At 52.0% G+C, this 18,164-nt stretch carries 20 protein-coding genes, 1 other RNA gene and 2 pseudogenes; 14 read left to right on the top strand and 9 right to left on the bottom strand.

Annotated elements, in window-relative coordinates; all coding sequences use genetic code 11:
* Positions 1 to 137: 137 nt before the first annotated feature.
* From O1721_RS20845 to smpB, 4 genes are all read right to left on the bottom strand, one after another.
* On the bottom strand, positions 138 to 782 hold the full coding sequence (locus O1721_RS20845; RefSeq protein WP_032649156.1) for a hypothetical protein: 645 nt from the start codon (positions 780 to 782) through the stop codon (positions 138 to 140).
* 34 nt (positions 783 to 816) lie between these two features.
* Positions 817 to 2,031: an integrase domain-containing protein gene (locus tag O1721_RS20840; protein ID WP_032649153.1), complete on the bottom strand. Its 1,215-nt coding sequence runs from the start codon at positions 2,029 to 2,031 to the stop codon at positions 817 to 819.
* Positions 2,032 to 2,197: 166 nt separating this feature from the next.
* Positions 2,198 to 2,561, bottom strand: a transfer-messenger RNA (tmRNA) gene (ssrA, locus tag O1721_RS20835).
* An 89-nt stretch (positions 2,562 to 2,650) separates the two neighbouring features.
* Entirely contained in the window at positions 2,651 to 3,133 is a 483-nt protein-coding gene (smpB, locus tag O1721_RS20830) for an SsrA-binding protein SmpB (protein ID WP_003863115.1), read from the bottom strand.
* 156 nt (positions 3,134 to 3,289) lie between these two features.
* Here smpB and O1721_RS20825 point away from each other — a divergent pair, with 156 nt between their 5' ends.
* Both O1721_RS20825 and O1721_RS20820 read left to right on the top strand, forming a co-directional pair.
* Positions 3,290 to 3,727, top strand: coding sequence for a type II toxin-antitoxin system RatA family toxin (locus tag O1721_RS20825; RefSeq protein WP_003863117.1), 438 nt, complete (start codon positions 3,290 to 3,292; stop codon positions 3,725 to 3,727).
* The gene (locus O1721_RS20820) at positions 3,717 to 4,004 is read left to right on the top strand and encodes an RnfH family protein (RefSeq protein ID WP_023304268.1); all 288 of its coding nucleotides are present in this window, start codon (positions 3,717 to 3,719) and stop codon (positions 4,002 to 4,004) included. Before O1721_RS20825 ends, O1721_RS20820 begins: the two co-directional genes overlap by 11 nt.
* Before the next feature lie 108 nt (positions 4,005 to 4,112).
* Here the strand turns inward: O1721_RS20820 and bamE are convergent, their stop codons facing one another.
* From bamE to nadK, 3 genes are all read right to left on the bottom strand, one after another.
* On the bottom strand, positions 4,113 to 4,451 hold the full coding sequence (gene bamE / locus O1721_RS20815; RefSeq protein ID WP_003863121.1) for an outer membrane protein assembly factor BamE: 339 nt from the start codon (positions 4,449 to 4,451) through the stop codon (positions 4,113 to 4,115).
* Between the two features lie 138 nt (positions 4,452 to 4,589).
* Positions 4,590 to 6,251: a DNA repair protein RecN gene (recN, locus tag O1721_RS20810; RefSeq protein WP_015571579.1), complete on the bottom strand. Its 1,662-nt coding sequence runs from the start codon at positions 6,249 to 6,251 to the stop codon at positions 4,590 to 4,592.
* A gap of 85 nt (positions 6,252 to 6,336) precedes the next feature.
* On the bottom strand, positions 6,337 to 7,215 hold the full coding sequence (nadK, locus tag O1721_RS20805; RefSeq protein ID WP_017383004.1) for an NAD(+) kinase: 879 nt from the start codon (positions 7,213 to 7,215) through the stop codon (positions 6,337 to 6,339).
* Between the two features lie 122 nt (positions 7,216 to 7,337).
* Here nadK and grpE point away from each other — a divergent pair, with 122 nt between their 5' ends.
* Positions 7,338 to 7,931, top strand: coding sequence for a nucleotide exchange factor GrpE (gene grpE / locus O1721_RS20800; RefSeq protein WP_003863126.1), 594 nt, complete (start codon positions 7,338 to 7,340; stop codon positions 7,929 to 7,931).
* A 51-nt stretch (positions 7,932 to 7,982) separates the two neighbouring features.
* Here the strand turns inward: grpE and O1721_RS20795 are convergent, their stop codons facing one another.
* Both O1721_RS20795 and O1721_RS20790 read right to left on the bottom strand, forming a co-directional pair.
* Positions 7,983 to 9,269 (bottom strand): HlyC/CorC family transporter, encoded by a 1,287-nt coding sequence (locus O1721_RS20795; RefSeq protein ID WP_026094274.1) that lies wholly within the window; start codon positions 9,267 to 9,269, stop codon positions 7,983 to 7,985.
* Between the two features lie 19 nt (positions 9,270 to 9,288).
* On the bottom strand, positions 9,289 to 10,080 hold the full coding sequence (locus tag O1721_RS20790; RefSeq protein ID WP_014832951.1) for a cytochrome C assembly family protein: 792 nt from the start codon (positions 10,078 to 10,080) through the stop codon (positions 9,289 to 9,291).
* 166 nt (positions 10,081 to 10,246) lie between these two features.
* Between O1721_RS20790 and ffh the strand changes: the two genes are divergently transcribed.
* From ffh to O1721_RS20735, 11 genes and pseudogenes are all read left to right on the top strand, one after another.
* The gene (ffh, locus tag O1721_RS20785) at positions 10,247 to 11,608 is read left to right on the top strand and encodes a signal recognition particle protein (protein WP_003863132.1); all 1,362 of its coding nucleotides are present in this window, start codon (positions 10,247 to 10,249) and stop codon (positions 11,606 to 11,608) included.
* Between the two features lie 116 nt (positions 11,609 to 11,724).
* Positions 11,725 to 11,973 carry a 30S ribosomal protein S16 gene (gene rpsP, locus O1721_RS20780; protein WP_003863133.1) on the top strand — a complete coding sequence of 83 codons (249 nt, stop codon included), beginning with the start codon at positions 11,725 to 11,727 and terminating at the stop codon, positions 11,971 to 11,973.
* A gap of 15 nt (positions 11,974 to 11,988) precedes the next feature.
* Entirely contained in the window at positions 11,989 to 12,528 is a 540-nt protein-coding gene (gene rimM / locus O1721_RS20775; protein WP_015571575.1) for a ribosome maturation factor RimM, read from the top strand.
* Positions 12,529 to 12,559: 31 nt separating this feature from the next.
* Positions 12,560 to 13,327, top strand: a complete 768-nt coding sequence (gene trmD / locus O1721_RS20770) for a tRNA (guanosine(37)-N1)-methyltransferase TrmD (protein ID WP_014832949.1) — start codon at positions 12,560 to 12,562, stop codon at positions 13,325 to 13,327.
* A 43-nt stretch (positions 13,328 to 13,370) separates the two neighbouring features.
* Complete coding sequence (rplS, locus tag O1721_RS20765; protein WP_002914145.1) at positions 13,371 to 13,718, top strand: 50S ribosomal protein L19; 348 nt, start codon at positions 13,371 to 13,373, stop codon at positions 13,716 to 13,718.
* Between the two features lie 193 nt (positions 13,719 to 13,911).
* A pseudogene (locus tag O1721_RS20760) lies at positions 13,912 to 14,037 on the top strand (transposase); the annotation flags it as partial.
* A gap of 120 nt (positions 14,038 to 14,157) precedes the next feature.
* The gene (locus tag O1721_RS20755) at positions 14,158 to 14,880 is read left to right on the top strand and encodes a hypothetical protein (RefSeq protein ID WP_063413693.1); all 723 of its coding nucleotides are present in this window, start codon (positions 14,158 to 14,160) and stop codon (positions 14,878 to 14,880) included.
* Between the two features lie 68 nt (positions 14,881 to 14,948).
* Positions 14,949 to 15,110, top strand: a pseudogene (locus tag O1721_RS20750) (tyrosine-type recombinase/integrase); the annotation flags it as partial.
* Between the two features lie 12 nt (positions 15,111 to 15,122).
* On the top strand, positions 15,123 to 16,079 hold the full coding sequence (locus O1721_RS20745) for a hypothetical protein (protein WP_050594989.1): 957 nt from the start codon (positions 15,123 to 15,125) through the stop codon (positions 16,077 to 16,079).
* 271 nt (positions 16,080 to 16,350) lie between these two features.
* Complete coding sequence (locus tag O1721_RS20740) at positions 16,351 to 16,755, top strand: DUF2946 domain-containing protein (RefSeq protein ID WP_017382958.1); 405 nt, start codon at positions 16,351 to 16,353, stop codon at positions 16,753 to 16,755.
* A 38-nt stretch (positions 16,756 to 16,793) separates the two neighbouring features.
* Positions 16,794 to 18,164 (top strand): PepSY-associated TM helix domain-containing protein, encoded by a 1,371-nt coding sequence (locus tag O1721_RS20735; RefSeq protein ID WP_032649146.1) that lies wholly within the window; start codon positions 16,794 to 16,796, stop codon positions 18,162 to 18,164.

Below are 18,164 nucleotides of genomic sequence, written 5' to 3'. Positions count from 1 at the left end.
TCATCAACTGACTGACTTGCTCCCCGTTAATTAACATAGTCTGATTTAGCAACGTCCGCTTTTGGCACGAAGCCGACTATACGTCTGAGCTTTCAGATCTTAATCGGTTCTCTGCATCGCGCACAGATAGCAATTACCTACACTCTCTTTTCTCTCCCCATTTTCAACACTTCATAAAACGTCCCCCGCCCAAGCCCGTCTGACGGCACTCCTCGTTCCTGCGCCAGTGCCTTCAGATTACGAAGTATCCGATCCGAAGCCGGTTTATCAGACGTCCCATAACGCCCGTCAGTCTCCTCAACCAGGAGTTGAACCAGCAGCCAGCAGAGTCGGGCAGTATTCTCCCGCGCTTTGTCGCGTTTATGCATCCCACGCTGGGAAGGTTGTGTGGATGCAGTGAGATCCGGCAGCGCGTCGTCGCCGAGCGTCTTAAGCCATTTGCGGCCACGGCTGTTGCGTGACAGTTTCATCACCGCCTTCAGGCTGCGGGCCTTAATTTCTGGCGGCGTGAGTTCGTCATCAATAAGCCGCCAGGCCAGCGCGAACATTTCATCGGCATAGAACATGCGTTTGTTCGCCGGGGCGCTGACCATGCCTGTTGCCTTAATGGTCCGGCTGATGGCGTCGTGCAGGATACGGTAATTCTCCTGATGTTCTTTCGGCAGGGCGTTTGCAGATTGGGAAGCATCAAGGCCGAGAAGCAGAAGGGCGAGATGCCGGGCTTCCAGCAGCGGCATATCACATTCCCGTTCAAACAGATTCTGACGAATGGGACTGGTCACATTATTCTCCTTCCACGATCCGCAGCGGTTCTTCTTAACCGAGTAATGCCTGCCGTCTGGCAGCATCAACGTAGTTTCCCCACCACTGCATCAGCGGTCGCCTTTGTTCCAGATAGTCGCTGCGGTTGTAGGCCGCTTCGATCTCATCTTCTTTCTGGTGCGCCAGCGCAGATTCTAGGACTTCACGGGGAAAATGACCTGCGCCCGCCGTTCTGGCGATGCTGCGCATGCCGTGGGCGACCAGCTCACCACCAAACCCCATACGGATAAGCGCGGCGTTCGCGGTCTGCTGATGCATATGCTCCAGTGGTTTGCGAATGCTGGGGAAAACCCACGGGCGATGGCGACTGACGGGCTCCATTATCTGAAGAACGCGCAGCGCCTGTTTGCTGAGCGGCACCGTGTGCGAACGGTTCATCTTCATAAAGGTGTCAGGGATACGCCATTCCGCTTTTTTCATATCGATGTCGCACCAGCGGGCGCTAACGGCTTCGCCGGGGCGAACCCAGGTCAGTAGCTCCCATTCGATAAGGCAGCGGGTTTCCTTGCGGATAGAGGCGTTCTGTAGCGCCAGCATTAGCCTGCCCAGTTCGCTGGGGTGAAGGGCGGGCATGTTCTGCTTTTTCGGTTTCTTGAAGCGGGCGACCAGGTTGTCAGCTGGATTGAACTCGATGAGCTCTTCGGAAATGGCAAAACGGAAGATTTCATTGAGCCGTGAGATAACTCGCCGCAGTGTTTCGAGGATGCCCTGTTCTTCCAGCGGTGTAAGGTGTTCCTTGAGCATCTTCGGGCGGATCTCGGTGACGGGCGTACTGCCCAGAGAAGGGAAGACGTGCATCTCCAGCGAGCGCCAGACATCTTTGGCGTGATCTTCGCTAAGATCGCTGGTCCGTTTTTTCTCTTTGAGCCACTGTTCCGCAACTTTTTCCAGCGTGCATTCATTCTGGAGTCGTTTTTCTTCGGCTATTCCTGCTAAGTGTTGACGGGGATCGATGCCCTGATAGAGCAGTCGTCTGTATTTCGTGCGAGTTTCGCGGGCCATCGCCAATGTAACGACCGGGTAAGGGCCAAGGCTGGTTTTGGTGCGCTTTTTGGTGACGGGATGATAATACTCGAAATGCCAGGCCTTCCTCCCTGAAGTCTTAACCAGCAAGTACAGGCCTTCACCGTCCCGTAGCTCATAGTCCGTGCTACGGGGCTTCGCGCCAGCGATCTCCACATTTGTTAAGGGTTTCAGTTGCTTAGGCATGTTTTAGCACCACGCTTTTTTAGCCCCACGATACCGTGGTGCTAAACATGGTGCCAAAAGGTCAAGATTCATACAGAGATCATGACCACACATGCAACAAAAAAGCCTGCAACTCGTTGAAGTTACAGGCTTTTTTAAGGTTCATGATGCATCATGAATGAATGTTTGGTGGAGCTGGCGGGAGTTGAACCCGCGTCCGAAATTTCTACATCCTCGGTACTACATGCTTAGTTTGTCTTTACATTCGCACGCCAGCTGCGGACAAACACGCCACTGACGAACTAGCCTGATTAGTTTTAACGCTTCAACCCCAGGCAGGGTTTCCACGCGATCTCTTTTGGGTTTGACCTCTCTTTGATCCCCGTCTTAAGAGCGGAAGCTAGGGAGAGAGGGCTCTTAGCAGGTTATTAAGCTGCTAAAGCGTAGTTTTCGTCGTTTGCGACTATTTTTTTGCGGCTTTTAACGAGGCAAACCGCCCCTCGGCATGCACCTTGGGTTTCGCAAATCCCGTCGAATCCAGAATCAGCCCCAATAGTGTTGAACTCAGTATACCAGATTTTACTTCCTCGACACCAGCCCAAAACGCTAACTTATTGAATAGTACAATAAGTGCGCAGAATCAACGTCCTGCGTTTTTCATGATACGTGCTTTGTCGAGCTGCCACTCGCGTGCTTTCAGGTCAGTACGTTTGTCGTGCTGTTTCTTACCTTTCGCCACGCCGATTTTCACTTTGCACCAGGCATTTTTCCAGTACAAAGAGAGCGCCACCACGGTGAAGCCTTCGCGGTTGATGCGTCCGTAGAGGGATTCCAGTTCGCGCTTGTTCAGCAGCAGCTTCCGGGTGCGGGTAGGATCGCAGACGTAATGTGAAGAGGCGACGGTCAGCGGCGTAAAGTTCGCGCCGAACAGGAAGGCCTCACCGTCTTTCAGGATCACGTAGCTGTCGCCGATATTGGCTTTCCCGGCACGCAGCGATTTTACTTCCCAGCCCTGCAACGCAAGGCCGGCCTCGAATTCTTCTTCGATGAAATACTCGTGGCGAGCACGCTTGTTAAGCGCAATGGTCGCCGAACCAGGTTTATGTGCTTTTTTCTTCGTCATAAGTGTCGTAAAGCCGTCGGTAATCTGATTTTAAAAAGTCACCTCATTGCGTCCTGTGAGGTCTAACGCGCTATCTTAGCACGAGATAAGGCTTAGCGTTTTTTTAACAGGTGATAAATGTTATTATTTGTCTGTTGTGTGACCATGGAAAATGCTATGCCTCAGATTAGCCGTACCGCGCTTGTTCCCTACAGCGCGGAACAAATGTATCAGTTAGTGAACGACGTTCAGTCCTATCCGGAATTTATTCCGGGATGCACCGGTAGCCGGGTGCTGGAATCCGGCCCGACGCAGATGACTGCGGCCGTGGATGTCTCCAAAGCGGGGATCAGCAAAACGTTCACCACGCGCAATACCCTGACGAGCAATCAGAGTATTTTGATGCATCTGGTGGATGGTCCGTTTAAAAAACTGATGGGGGGGTGGAAGTTTACGCCGCTGAGCGCTGACGCCTGCCGCATTGAGTTTCATCTGGATTTTGAATTTACCAATAAGCTGATCGAACTGGCGTTTGGCCGTATCTTTAAAGAGCTGGCCTCGAATATGGTTCAGGCGTTCACCACGCGCGCCAAAGAGGTTTACAGTGTCGCATAAGATTGCTGTTGAGGTGGTGTATGCGCTGCCGGAGAAGCAGTATTTGCAGCGCGTGACGCTTGAAGAGGGCGCCACCGTTGAGGCGGCTATCCGGGCCTCCGGCATCCTTGAACTTCGCCGTGATATTGACCTGGCGAAGAATAAAGTCGGCATTTATAGCCGTCCGGTAAAGCTTGCTGATACGCTGAAGGATGGCGATCGGGTTGAGATTTATCGCCCGCTGATTGCTGACCCGAAAGAGCTGCGCCGTCAGCGAGCGGAGAAATCGGGTAAGTAACGCTTTCTCCCCCGGTGGCGCTTCGCTTACCGGGACTACGATTCTGCGTAAGAATTCAGATACAAAAAAGGTGCTCATTGAGCACCTTTTTGCGTTGCTGACGCCTGATTATTTGGTCAGGGCAGGCTTGTTGTCGATGTTGGTCAGCACGCCGGCACTGCTGAAGGTCAGCGTCAGGGTTTGCTGGGTCACATCTTCATGACCGGGCTGCTGGCGGAATACATAGAACCAGGTGTTTGTGCCGAACGGATCGGACATCATCGGGGTTCCCAGGGCATAAGCGACCTGCTGTTGTGTCATACCCACGCGGATTTTGGACACATCGTTAGGGGTAAGGTAGTTCCCCTGGTTGATGTCAGGACGGTAAACCACTTTCTCCAGAGTGGAACAGCCTGCGGTCAACATCAGAAGAACCGCTGCGGCAGCGGTCAGCGTTTTACAGCGCATAGTGATTTGATTCCTTTTCGGGCCCGAGCAGTACGCGGCTCATATGTAATATGCCGATGATAATAGACCTTGCCCCACTTTGAAACCGGTCTGGCGGCGTTTTTGTTGTTCTGTATGACCCTGAGATCCCGAAAAAGTTTATGCCGCCAGCAGTTCTTTCGCATTCGCAAGCGTATTGCGGGTGACTTCACTGCCGCCGAGCAGGCGTGCCAGCTCCTGCAAGCGTGAGCGTTTATCCAGCGGCTTCATGTGCGTTTCCGTCATTTCGCCATCGGTTTCCTTGCTGACGATAAAGTGGTGATGACCACAACCGGCGACCTGCGGCAGGTGAGTCACACACATGACCTGCGTCGATTCACCTAACTGACGCAGCAGTTTGCCGACAACGGCCGCGGTCGGGCCGCTGATCCCCACATCCACTTCATCGAAAATCAACGCCGGGGTTTCCATTTTACGGGCGGTAATCACCTGAATGGCCAGGGCGATACGCGACAGTTCACCGCCGGAAGCCACTTTCGAAATCGCCTGCAAAGGTTGGCCCGGGTTGGTGGTGACGCGGAATTCTACGCGATCTGCGCCTTCCGCCGTCAGGTGATTCTCTTCAAAGCGAACATCTATGGTGAACACCCCATGCGGCATCGCCAGCGTATGCATGCTGTCGGTAATGTGCTGGCTAAGCTCCAGCGCATAGTGTTGCCGCACGTCATGCAGCCGTTTCGCCGTTTCCAGCGCCTGCTGATGATGCAGATTAACCGCCAGAGACAAGGTTTCAAGGGAATCGGCCTGATCGTCCAGCTGCTGCTGTTCCTCCAGCAGAGACTGATAGTAATTCGGCAGCTCTTCCGGGGTTACGTGATGCTTACGCGCCAGTGAAATCTGCCGGGAGATGCGTTGCTCAAGCTCGAACAGACGGTTCGGGTCGAGATCCAGACGTTCACAGTAGTGGCGCAGTTCATCCCCGGCTTCTGAAATCTGAATCGCGGCCTCTTCCAGCATTTCCAGTACGCCAGAAAGCTTATTGTCCATGCCGGTCAGTTCGGTCACAAGCTGACGCACGTTATACAGCTGGCTCTGCAAATTCACGTCTTCGCCATCCGCCAGCATATTAAGGGCAGTCTGGCTGGTGGAAAGCAGCTGACCGCTGTTGGCCAGACGCTTGTACTCTTCGTCGATTTGCTCAAATTCACCCGCCTGCGGGTTAAATTCGTTCAGCTCTTTCAGCTGATATTCCAGCAGCTCGGCGCGCGCGGTACGCTCCTGGCTTTGCTGCTGATGCTGCGCAAGTTCGCGGCAGCTTTGATGCCACTGACGATAGTGCTCCGCCATGAGTTGAGTAAGCGCGTACTCACCTGCGTAGCCATCAAGCAGGGCTTTCTGTTGTTCGGGTTTGATTAACTGCTGGTGCGCATGCTGACCATGGATCTGGATGAGCAGCTGGCCCAGCTCGCGAAGCTGGGAAAGGGGAACCGCTGTACCATTGATAAAACCGCGGGAGCGGCCATCGCTGCTGATGACGCGGCGAAGTAAACACTCACGTCCGTCTTCGAGCTGGTTCGCTTCCAGCCAGCGCAGGGCGGCAGGTGTGTCTTTCAACGAGAAGCGGGCGCAGAGATCGGCACGGGCGGCGCCTGTGCGCACCATATCCCCCTCAGCACGACCGCCGAGGCACAAGCCGAGGGCATCAATGGCAATGGATTTACCTGCACCGGTTTCACCGGTAATCGCCGTCATTCCGCTATGGAAGTCGATCTCAAGCTCACGAACAATGGCAAAGTTGCTGATGGTCAGTTGTGCCAGCATAATTGTTTTCCTGTATGAAAAACCATAACTGTGTTTGTATACAGTATAAACTGGTTTTATATACAGTAAAGTGCTGGATGCAAAATCAGAACAATTTTTTTGACCAGCCGAGCTTGGAGCTTAATGTGTTGAAATAGCTGTAATCTTTCGGGTGAATCAGGTTCAGATGGTAATCGCAGCGGCGAATGAGGACATCTTCACCTTCCTGAATGGGGAGCGCAATCTGACTGTCGCAGCTGATCTCCAGGTCGTTACGGCGATGGGAAAAACGCAGGCGGATGGTGCTGTCGCCGTTGATCACCAGCGGACGCGCCGAGAGCGTATGCGGGAACATCGGCACCAGGGTAATGGCATCCAGCGATGGCGTCAGGATTGGGCCTCCGGCTGAAAGCGAGTAGGCAGTTGACCCCGTCGGGGTTGAAATAATCAGCCCGTCAGAACGCTGCGAGAAAGCGAAGATTTCGTCGATATAGACTTCGAACTCGATCATGTGCGCCACTTTACCGGGATGGAGAACCACCTCGTTAATGGCGGTGCTGATGCGCTTCTGGCAGTCTTGCTGACACACCTGGGCTTCCAGTAAAAACCGTTTTTCACTGATATAGTGGCCTTCCAGCACGTCCGCCAGCTGCTGCTGCGCATTGTCCGGGTCGAGGTCGGTCAGGAAACCGAGATTGCCACGGTTAATACCAATAACCTTAATATCATAGCGAGCCAGCGTTCGCGCCGCGCCCAGCATATTGCCGTCGCCACCGACCACCACGGCGAGATCCGCCTGCTGGCCAATTTCCGCCAGCGTGCCGGTTCTGACGCTTTTAAGCTGCAACTCCTGGGCGATCTGCTGCTCGACCATCACTTCATAGCCTTTACCACACAGCCAGCGATACAACATTTCATGTGTCGTCAATGCGGTAGGGTGACGCGGATGGCCGACGATCCCAATACACCTGAAATGATTATTCATTTTCTGGAGGTCCTTGTGCCTGATGAATGATGACAATCTGCCTTGTTCCCTTGAATCCAGGAAACTGATCCCCATAATAAGCGAAGTTAGCGAGATGAATGCAGAAAAACGCGGAGAAATTCATGAGTAGTAAAGAACAGAAAACGCCTGAGGGGCAAGCCCCTGAAGAAATTATCACGGAACAGCACGATGAAGTTGAGGCAGTAGAGCCAGACACGTCTGCTGAGCAGGTGGACCCGCGCGATGAAAAAATTGCCAACCTGGAAGCTCAGTTGGTAGAAGCGCAGAATCGCGAACGCGATGGCGTACTGCGTATCAAAGCGGAAATGGAAAACCTGCGCCGTCGTACCGAGCTGGACGTTGAAAAGGCGCACAAATTTGCGCTGGAGAAATTCGTCAACGAACTGCTTCCGGTGATCGACAGCCTGGATCGCGCGCTGGAAGTGGCGGATAAAGCTAACCCGGATAACGCGGCGATGATTGAAGGAATTGAGCTGACGCTGAAATCCATGCTGGATGTGGTGCGTAAGTTCGGTGTTGAAGTGATTGCCGATACGGATGTACCGCTGGATCCAAACGTTCACCAGGCCATTGCGATGGTGGAATCCGAAGACGTTGCCGCGGGTAACGTGCTGGGCGTGATGCAGAAAGGGTATACCCTGAACGGTCGTACTATTCGCGCTGCGATGGTGACCGTGGCGAAAGCGAAAGCATAACGTGCTGCCTGTAGTGCCGGGTGGCGGCGTTCGCCTTACCCGGCCTACATTTTATTCGGCAATACTTTCGCGTAGAGGCTTAACGGGCAGGACCTTCACCTGCTTAATCATGTTGTCCTGAACGTCCAGAATATCAATATCATACTGTTCAATGCGCACGCGCGTGCCTGCCGCCGGGATCTCTTCCAGCGCTTCCAGGATCATACCGTTCATCGTCCGCGCTTCGTCTTCCGGCAAATGCCAGTTGAACGCTTTATTGATTTCACGAATGTTGGCGCTGCCGTCGATAAGCACTGACCCGTCGTTTTGCGGGGTGACTTCTTCCGCAAGGGAAGGCGACATTGACGTGGTAAAGTCCCCTACAATCTCTTCCAGAATATCTTCGACCGTCACCAGCCCCTGTATGTCGCCGTATTCATCCACCACCAGGCCTACTTTCTTCTTGTTTCGCTGGAACTTCACCAGCTGCGTGCTGAGTGGGGTGCCTTCCGGCACGTAGTAAATTTCGTCGGCGGCGCGCAGCATTACCTCTTTGGTGAACTCGTTTTTCTCAGTCATCAGACGATAGGCCTCGCGCACGCGCAGCATGCTGATGGCATCGTCGAGAGAATCGCGATAGAGGACGATACGCCCGTGCGGGGAGTGCGTCAGCTGGCGGACAATGGCCTTCCAGTCGTCGTTGATATCAATCCCGACGATTTCATTGCGCGGCACCATGATGTCGTCAACGCTGACCTTTTCCAGATCCAGCACCGACAGGAGCATGTCCTGATTGCGGCGGGAGATCTGCGAGCGGGATTCATTCACGATGGTACGCAGTTCGTCTTTGCTGAGCGCGCTACTGATGGTGACGTCTGCCTTTATACCGACCATGCGCATCAGCACCCGTGTCACCATATTCAGCAGCCAGACCAGCGGCATCATCAGAATAAGCAGCGGTGCTAACAGGAAGCTGCTCGGGTAGGCGACTTTTTCCGGGTAAAGGGCGGCGATGGTTTTGGGCAGCACTTCCGCAAACACCAGCACCACAAACGTGAGCACACCTGTGGCAATCGCCACGCCTGCGTTGCCGTACAGACGCATCCCGACGATGGTGCCCAGTGCAGAGGCGAGAATATTGACCAGGTTGTTACCGATAAGCACCAGGCTAATCAGCCGGTCCGGCTTACGCAGAAGCTTTTCGACACGACGCGCGGCACGGTTACCCTGCTTGGCGCGATGACGTAACCGGTAGCGGTTCAGCGTCATCATGCCGGTTTCAGAGCCAGAGAAATAAGCGGAGATGACCACCATGATGACCAGAATGACGATCAGCGTGGTGGTAGAGATGTGTTCCAGGGGGAACTCCTTTTGTTACTTAGCCAGCAAATTGCTGTATGAAGCGGCTACCAAAATAGGCAAGCGTGAGAATGCCCGCACCCGCTACGTTGAACCAGACCACGCGACGACCGCGCCAGCCTTCATGATAATGGCCCCATAACAGGACAATATAGACAAACCACGCGATGATGGAGAGGACCGCTTTATCGATATTCTCCACGCTGAACAGGTTCTTCATATAAAACAAGCCCGTGCACAGCGTCAGCGTCAGCAGAACCACACCGACCTGGGTGATGTGGAACATCTTACGCTCAATCACCATCAGCGGCGGCATTTCGTGATTAAACGCCAGCTTTTTATTTTTCAGCTGGTAGTCAATCCAGGCGAGTTGCATGGCGTAAAGGGCGGCGATGATCAGCGTCGCGTAGGAGAACAGCGACAGGCCAATATGCACCAGCATCCCCGGCGTGGCTTCCAGGTGAGTAATAAACTCATTGGGCATGAACGTGGCTAACGCCAGGTTGATCAGCGCAAAGGCGTAGACTATCGGCAGCAGCAGCCAGCCACGGTTTTTAGACGCGACAATGGTCATGACCGTACAGATCATCAGGCTGACCAGCGAGCCGACGTTCAGTACGCTCAGATTCTGCACGCTGCCGTCGCCGGGAATGATGCGTGATTCCAGCGCAAACGCATGGCTAATCAGTGCGATCACTGCCGAAAGAATAGCCATGCGCCGCCAGCCGCTGTTTTTTTGCAGCAGGCCAGGAATGATCAGCGCGAGGCTGACAGAGTAGGCAACAAGGGCGATCAGTGCGAAAACAGGCATATAGGCGTCGACAGTTGTCTTAATAAGAAAGAGAAGCAGTATAACGTTACGTGACGCCTGCTCCAACCGTTGCATAACAACAAAGGCGCCTTCATGTTATACTCCGGCAAAATTCTGTGTATGTGTCGCCCAGGCGACCTAACGTTTCTACCCCAGGCGAGAGACAATGTTTGATAATTTAACCGATCGTTTGTCGCGCACGCTGCGCAACATCAGCGGCCGTGGACGCCTCACCGAAGAGAACATCAAGGAAACGCTGCGCGAAGTGCGCATGGCGCTGCTGGAAGCAGACGTCGCGTTGCCGGTCGTGCGTGATTTTATCAACCGCGTGAAAGAGAAAGCGGTTGGCCATGAAGTGAACAAGAGCCTGACTCCGGGTCAGGAGTTCGTCAAAATCGTCCGTAACGAGCTGGTTTCGGCGATGGGCGAAGAGAACCAGGTGCTAAACCTGGCGGCTCAGCCGCCGGCCGTCGTGCTGATGGCGGGTCTGCAAGGTGCGGGTAAAACCACCAGTGTCGGTAAGCTGGGGAAATTCCTGCGTGAAAAGCACAAGAAAAAGGTGCTGGTGGTGTCGGCGGACGTGTATCGCCCGGCGGCGATCAAACAGCTGGAAACGCTGGCCGAGCAGGTTGGCGTAGACTTCTTCCCGTCCGACGTGGCGCAGAAGCCTGTCGATATCGTTAACGCGGCGCTGAAAGAGGCGAAGCTGAAATTCTACGACGTGCTGCTGGTGGATACCGCCGGTCGTCTGCACGTTGACGAAGCGATGATGGACGAAATCAAGCAGGTGCATGCCTCTATCAATCCGGTAGAGACCCTGTTTGTTGTTGACGCCATGACCGGTCAGGATGCAGCGAACACCGCAAAAGCGTTTAACGAAGCCCTGCCGTTAACCGGCGTGGTGCTGACCAAAGTCGACGGCGATGCCCGCGGCGGTGCGGCGCTCTCTATTCGTCATATCACCGGTAAGCCAATCAAGTTCCTCGGCGTGGGCGAGAAAACCGAAGCGCTGGAGCCGTTCCATCCGGATCGTATTGCCTCCCGTATCCTCGGCATGGGCGACGTGCTGTCGCTGATCGAAGATATTGAAAGCAAGGTTGACCGCGCGCAGGCGGAAAAACTCGCCAGCAAGCTGAAAAAGGGCGACGGTTTCGATCTGACCGACTTCCTTGAGCAGCTGCGTCAGATGAAAAACATGGGCGGCATGGCAAGCCTGATGGGCAAACTGCCAGGCATGGGCCAGATCCCGGACAACGTCAAATCCCAGATGGATGACAAAGTGCTGGTGCGTATGGAGGCCATCATCAACTCGATGACGCTGAAAGAGCGCGCGAAGCCAGAAATCATCAAAGGTTCCCGTAAACGCCGTATCGCAGCCGGTTGCGGCATGCAGGTGCAGGACGTTAACCGCCTTCTGAAACAGTTCGACGACATGCAGCGCATGATGAAGAAAATGAAGAAAGGCGGCATGGCGAAGATGATGCGCGGCATGAAAGGCATGATGCCTCCCGGTTTTCCTGGGCGTTAATCGCTTTTGAGATTGCTTTTTGCCCGAAAATGAGTAAAATTTTCGGGCTTTTAATATGACACCCGGGCTCCGTTCCTCGATGGGGCCCGGTTGTTTTATTCACACAAGAGGATGTTATGGTAACTATTCGTTTAGCTCGTCACGGCGCTAAAAAGCGTCCGTTCTACCAGGTTGTTGTGACTGACAGCCGTAATGCACGCAACGGTCGCTTCATCGAGCGCGTTGGTTTCTTCAACCCACTGGCCGCTGGCGCAGAAGAAGAAACCCGTCTGGATCTGGATCGTATCGCTCACTGGGTTGGCCAGGGCGCTACTGTTTCCGATCGCGTTGCTACGCTGATCAAAGCAGCAAACAAAGCAGCTTAATCTGTCACGGTGGTCATGATGAGCAATAAAGCACCTGTTGAACCGATCGTATTGGGAAAAATGGGTTCTTGCTACGGTATCCGTGGTTGGCTCAGAGTGTTTTCCTCCACTGAAGACGCTGATAGCATTTTTAATTACCAGCCCTGGTTTATCCAGAAAGCCGGTAAGTGGGAAGAGGTCGAGCTGGAAAGCTGGCGTCACCACAATCAGGACATCATCATCAAGCTGAAAGGCATTGACGATCGTGATGCCGCGAATGCGCTGACTAATTGTGAAATTGTCGTGGATTCGTCGCAGTTGCCACAGCTGGAAGAGGGTGACTACTACTGGAAAGACCTTATGGGTTGCCAGGTAGTGACCACTGAAGGCTACAGCCTGGGGAAAGTCATCGACATGATGGAAACCGGGTCAAATGACGTTCTCGTCATTAAGGCAAACCTGAAAGATGCATTTGGCATCAAGGAGCGGTTGGTTCCGTTCCTCGATGGACAGGTTATCAAGAAAGTCGATCTCACTACTCAAACCATTGAAGTAGATTGGGATCCTGGTTTTTAAATTCTCCGGATAAACGGTAAAAGACGGCGCTATGTGGATTGGCATAATTAGCCTGTTTCCTGAAATGTTCCGCGCGATTACCGATTACGGGGTAACTGGCCGGGCAGTAAAGAATGGCCTGCTGAGCATCCAGAGCTGGAGTCCTCGTGACTTCACGCACGACCGGCACCGTACCGTGGACGATCGTCCTTACGGCGGCGGACCGGGGATGTTGATGATGGTGCAACCCTTACGGGACGCCATTCACACAGCAAAAGCCGCGGCAGGTGAAGGCGCGAAGGTGATTTATCTGTCACCTCAGGGACGCAAGCTTGATCAAGCGGGCGTGAGCGAACTGGCGACGAATCAAAAGCTGATTCTGGTCTGTGGTCGCTACGAAGGGATAGATGAGCGCGTAATTCAAACCGAGATTGACGAAGAATGGTCTATCGGCGATTACGTTCTCAGCGGTGGTGAGTTACCAGCAATGACGCTGATTGACTCCGTTGCCCGGTTCATTCCGGGTGTACTGGGCCATGAAGCTTCGGCGACAGAAGATTCGTTTGCCGATGGATTGCTGGACTGTCCACACTATACTCGTCCTGAAGTGTTAGAAGGGATGGAAGTCCCGGCAGTGTTACTGTCTGGAAACCATGCCGAGATACGTCGCTGGCGTTTGAAGCAGTCGCTGGGCCGAACCTGGCTTAGAAGACCTGAACTTCTGGAAAACCTGGCTCTGACTGAAGAGCAAGCAAAGTTGCTGGCCGAGTTCAAAACTGAACACGCGCACCAGCAGCATGAACATGATGGGAATGCGTAATACGCTCCCGAATATCAGTTTACCCAGGATAAGAGATTAAATTATGAGCAACATTATTAAGCAACTTGAACAAGAGCAGATGAAGCAGGACGTACCTTCCTTCCGTCCAGGTGACACCGTGGAAGTGAAAGTATGGGTTGTTGAAGGTTCCAAAAAACGTCTGCAGGCATTCGAGGGCGTGGTTATCGCTATTCGTAACCGCGGTCTGCACTCTGCATTCACTGTTCGTAAAATTTCCAACGGCGAAGGCGTTGAGCGTGTCTTCCAGACTCACTCTCCGGTAGTTGACAGCATTGCTGTTAAACGTCGTGGTGCTGTACGTAAAGCTAAACTGTACTACCTGCGTGAGCGTACTGGTAAGTCTGCTCGTATTAAAGAGCGTCTGAACTAAGAACGCATATCACGCGACATCCAAAGCGTGTTATAGAACAAGGGGTTAGCGTAATGCTAACCCCTTTTTTTGTTGTCATCTCTAAACCACCTCCTAGGGAGGTGGTGATTGATCCTGTAAGGCTATATCCTGAAGAATGCCCATATCGGAATATCTCTGCTTACTCACCACAAGTAAAAGGAGACAGACCGACATGGGGCTTTACAGGAGTTCATCACATGTATATTGGCGTTGCAAATACCACATAGTCTGGACGCCAAAGTATCGATTCAGGATACTGAAGGATAAGCTGGGTAAGGAGCTTTACTTCAGTGTACATAGAATGTCCACATAGATAGAGTTATTGTTAGCTTTACTTACCGCTAGTCTTTACCTACTGTTTATTTCGTTCATTTGGGTTACACTGAAATTTCTTCAATGTGCGTATTAAGGATAAAGAATGCTTTCCCACTCTTTTGAAGATCTTGCACAGGCCTTCCGGGTTTTATTAGAGTCTAATTGGTCGCTACAGCGCTTGTTGGCTGTTGATCGTGCTGAAGCAATTGGCAATTTAGAATCGGGCCTGAACACGCAGCTCAATGCTTTTCATAATTTGTATGACAACATGCAAAGTAATGGGTTAGAGCCTGATTGGTACTTGAAACCAGAGTTGTTAATGATGCTTGTTATTAGAAATGCTCGGCATCATAACAAGGCAAACCGTATAAGAAGTATTTATAATTTTCACCGTCAGGCTACGAATGATCCTACACAGCAAAAAAACTATTTTTATGTGAATTTCCCAGCTCCTCCTGAAGAAGAAGGTGGAGGTTACTTTGAGGTTCCTATCTCATGGGGTGATATTGATGAGATGCTCTCTCTACCGCGTCAAGAATCTCGACTTAGGCCAGAGGCTAAAGAACGCATCCGTAATTATTTAGATGCTGATTCATTTGAAGCTAAAGCAAGCCTAGTCGGGTTTGCAAAAGACAATATATTTATAAATTACGTGCCGTTGTCAATGTGTGCAGGAATCGCACTTTATCCTTTCATAAAAGATAATATTTCTTTGAATGAGGATTCAGTTGAAGCTAAAAGTTTTTTATCACTTTTTAAAACAACACATCCTGCTTTAACAAGACAGCATGTCTGTAAGTCGATAGCTTTTTCATTACCCATTTAAAATATGTTAGGCAAGGCCTGTTACTCAGGCCTTCACCCTAAAGCCAGAGTTGCTATTGCTTGCTGAAACGCCATACGTTTGCTAGTCATTTTATGATGAATGAAGGGAATATTTTTGTTTTACAGTAAATATTGGGGCGTGCAAACATTAGAGAGACGATGAGATATGCCCATTTTGCTCCAGAACATCTAGAATATGCCGTATTAATTAATCCATTTGTGAATATTTAAGTTAGGTAATTTATGAGTTTAAATAATGAAGATGAAAAAAGAGTTACTGAAGATGCTTCGAAATTAACTGATGGAGCGAAGAAAATAAGTGGTGAGCGAAGGGTTATCTCCCTTATGGCAAGAAATCCCGGCCTTATAAATATCATGGAGATGTTTTTATGGTTCTATGTTTCTTTCTTGACTTTTATGATTTATAAATCTCCTGGGATCGATACTGTCCCTTCTGAAACATCAGCTTTCTCCATGTTTTTAAATATGAGTGCAGGTGTTAAGGCTTTAGTCTTGGGCTTGATTCCATTGGCATTTACGATGGTGTATCGAATATCTCCGATACAAATGATCCTTAGACGTGCCTTGTCTATCAATGACGAGGTTAGAATTACTTCAGTGGCTCTTGGTGTTGTGAATGATGAACCTCAAAAAAGCAAATCAGATTTAGCTGAGGGGTATTTAAGCAATTTGGTCGTGAGCTCCGCTAGGTTATCTAAGGATATATATAGCCGAGGTAGTTTATATTTACTGTTTGGGGTGATATTTTCAATAGTGGGGTTGGTGTTTTTTTACTCGCAAGTTCATGTTTCTGATTCGCTATCGACTGTAGTTAATATTCCGAAGTCGAACAGCTTCGTAAATGAACTGGTTTATCTCGCTCCTAAGTTTGGTATCCTTTTTTTTATTGAGCTAATATCATTTTTCTTCCTCAAGCAATATAGAGTCACAATGGATGAATTCAGATATTATGAAGCGATAAAACGCTCTCGTGAGGAAACCTTAGCTGTGGTAAAGCTACTTTCAGTTAACTCTGAGAATGTCGATTATATGGCTGTTTTAGATAGATTGAAGTTTAGTTCCAATGTTGGGAGACTCGAAAGCGGGCAAACGACAGAGCTCCTAGAAGCCAGGAGATTCGATAAAGATGAATTGGATTTTCTAGCCAAAATTGCCGAGGTCGTGGCTAAGAAAGGATGATAAGCAATGTGTGATGACCATAAACTGCCCACGCAGTATTTTTTTGACCGCATTTGGCTACACCAGAGATATATGTAACTAACCTTTATAACAAAAATTTATACTTATCAATATGTTAGGTAAAAAGCGTCTGAACTAAGATTCGCTTAAGCGACATCCTGTTAGAAAGGGCTGGCCGAAAGGCTGGCCCTTTTTTTATCCCATCGCACCTCTCGCGTTAACCCTTCCGTCATAAATCATTTACAATGTTCGCCTCTTGGGTGGAGGGTAAGTGGATAACGTACTGCATCAGCATAGCTGGAAACGCGCAGCGGCATTGACCGCGCTGTTTGCGATCCTGCTGATCGTCGTGGCGCCGCTGATCTCCGTCTCGCTGCAAAAAGATCCCATGAGCGCCATGCCGGGCATGCACCACGACATGAGCATGATGTCGATGGACGAGCATCATGGTGATATGCCGCATTCTATGCCAGTTGACCATGCGGAGGCGTGCGGCTACTGCGTGCTGTTAGCGCATGTTCCGGGCGTGATGCTGGCGCTTATCGTTCTGCTCAGCGTGGTGTTGCAGCGGCTGCGCGTGAAGCCGCCTCGTCAGGCGGTCAGCCACTGGCACTTTTTCCCCTGGCTTTACCCCGATACCCGCGCGCCGCCGCGTCGGTCTGCTTTCTCCCTTTAAAACAAAATCACTCACTTTTTGCCTTAAAAAGGAAAAGTATGACTACCTGCACTCCGCGCGCGGCATGGGGAAACCTGCTGCGTCGCCTCCATTTCTATATCGGGCTGTTTGTCGGTCCGTTTATCTTCTTCGCAGCGCTGACCGGAACGCTGTACGTCGCCACGCCGCAGCTTGAACATGCGCTGTACCATCATGCACTCCACACGGAGGCCGTGGGTGAGGCGCAGCCTCTTGCTGAACAAATTGCCGTGGCGGAAAAGGCCGTGGGTTCAGCGCTGCGTTTACATGCTGTTCGTCCGGGGCTGGAAGAGGGCGAAACGACCCGCGTGATGTTTGCCGACCCGGCGCTGGGTCCCTCCGAGCATCGGGCTATTTTTATTGATCCCACCAGCCTTGAGATTCGAGGGGATATGACCGTGTACGGCACCAGCGGGATTTTACCGCTGCGTCAGACTATCGATTATCTGCATACCTCGCTGATGCTGGGCAACATCGGGCGCCTCTATAGCGAGTTAGCCGCCTCGTGGATGTGGGTTGCTGCCCTGGGCGGGATCGCGCTGTGGTTCTACACCCGACCGAAGCGCCGTATTAACAATCGTTTCCAGAATCGTCGTCGCCTGCATGTGATCTTAGGCTGGACGTTACTGGCGGGAATGCTGCTGTTCTCAGTCACCGGGTTAACCTGGTCACAATGGGCCGGTGGCAACGTCGATAAGCTGCGTGCAGAGATGAACTGGCTGACGCCGCAGGTAAACACCACCCTTTCCGGTGCGCCGGAAATGAGGGATGAACACGCCGAACATCGTGGTCATCACGGGGGAATGACGATGCCTGAAATGCCAGTCAAACTGTCGCTTTTTGACAACGTATTGCAGGTCGCCCGCCAGTCAGGGATTGATGCGAACAACGTTGAGATCCGTCCGGCAAGCAGGGTCGACCAGGCCTGGACGGTGACGGAAATCGATCGCCGCTGGCCTACGCAGGTTGATGCCGTTGCCGTGGATCCCCACTCACTGAAGGTGCTGGACAGCACTCGCTTCGGGGATTTCCCGCTGATGGCTAAACTCACCCGCTGGGGCGTGGATTTCCATATGGGGATCCTGTTTGGTCTGGCAAATCAGCTGCTGCTCATCGGGTTTGGCGTTGCGCTGTGTGTGTTGATTATCTGGGGATACCGGATGTGGTGGATGCGTCGCCCTGCAACGTCAGCCGCGAACCCGGTACAGACGCTCTGTCAAAGCTGGCTGGCATTGCCGCTGTGGGGAAGGGGAGTGTCGTTCCTGATAAGCCTCCTGCTGGGGCTGGCGTTGCCGGTAATGGGCGTCAGTCTGGCGGTCTTTATTGTGATTGACTGGCTGCGCTGGCGAGCGGTTTCAGGCGTGTCGCTCGCCGGAACATCCGTTAAATAG

The organism is Enterobacter cloacae complex sp. HYC033_NIDB (assembly GCF_056673335.1).
This window is presented reverse-complemented; position numbering and strand designations above follow the sequence as displayed.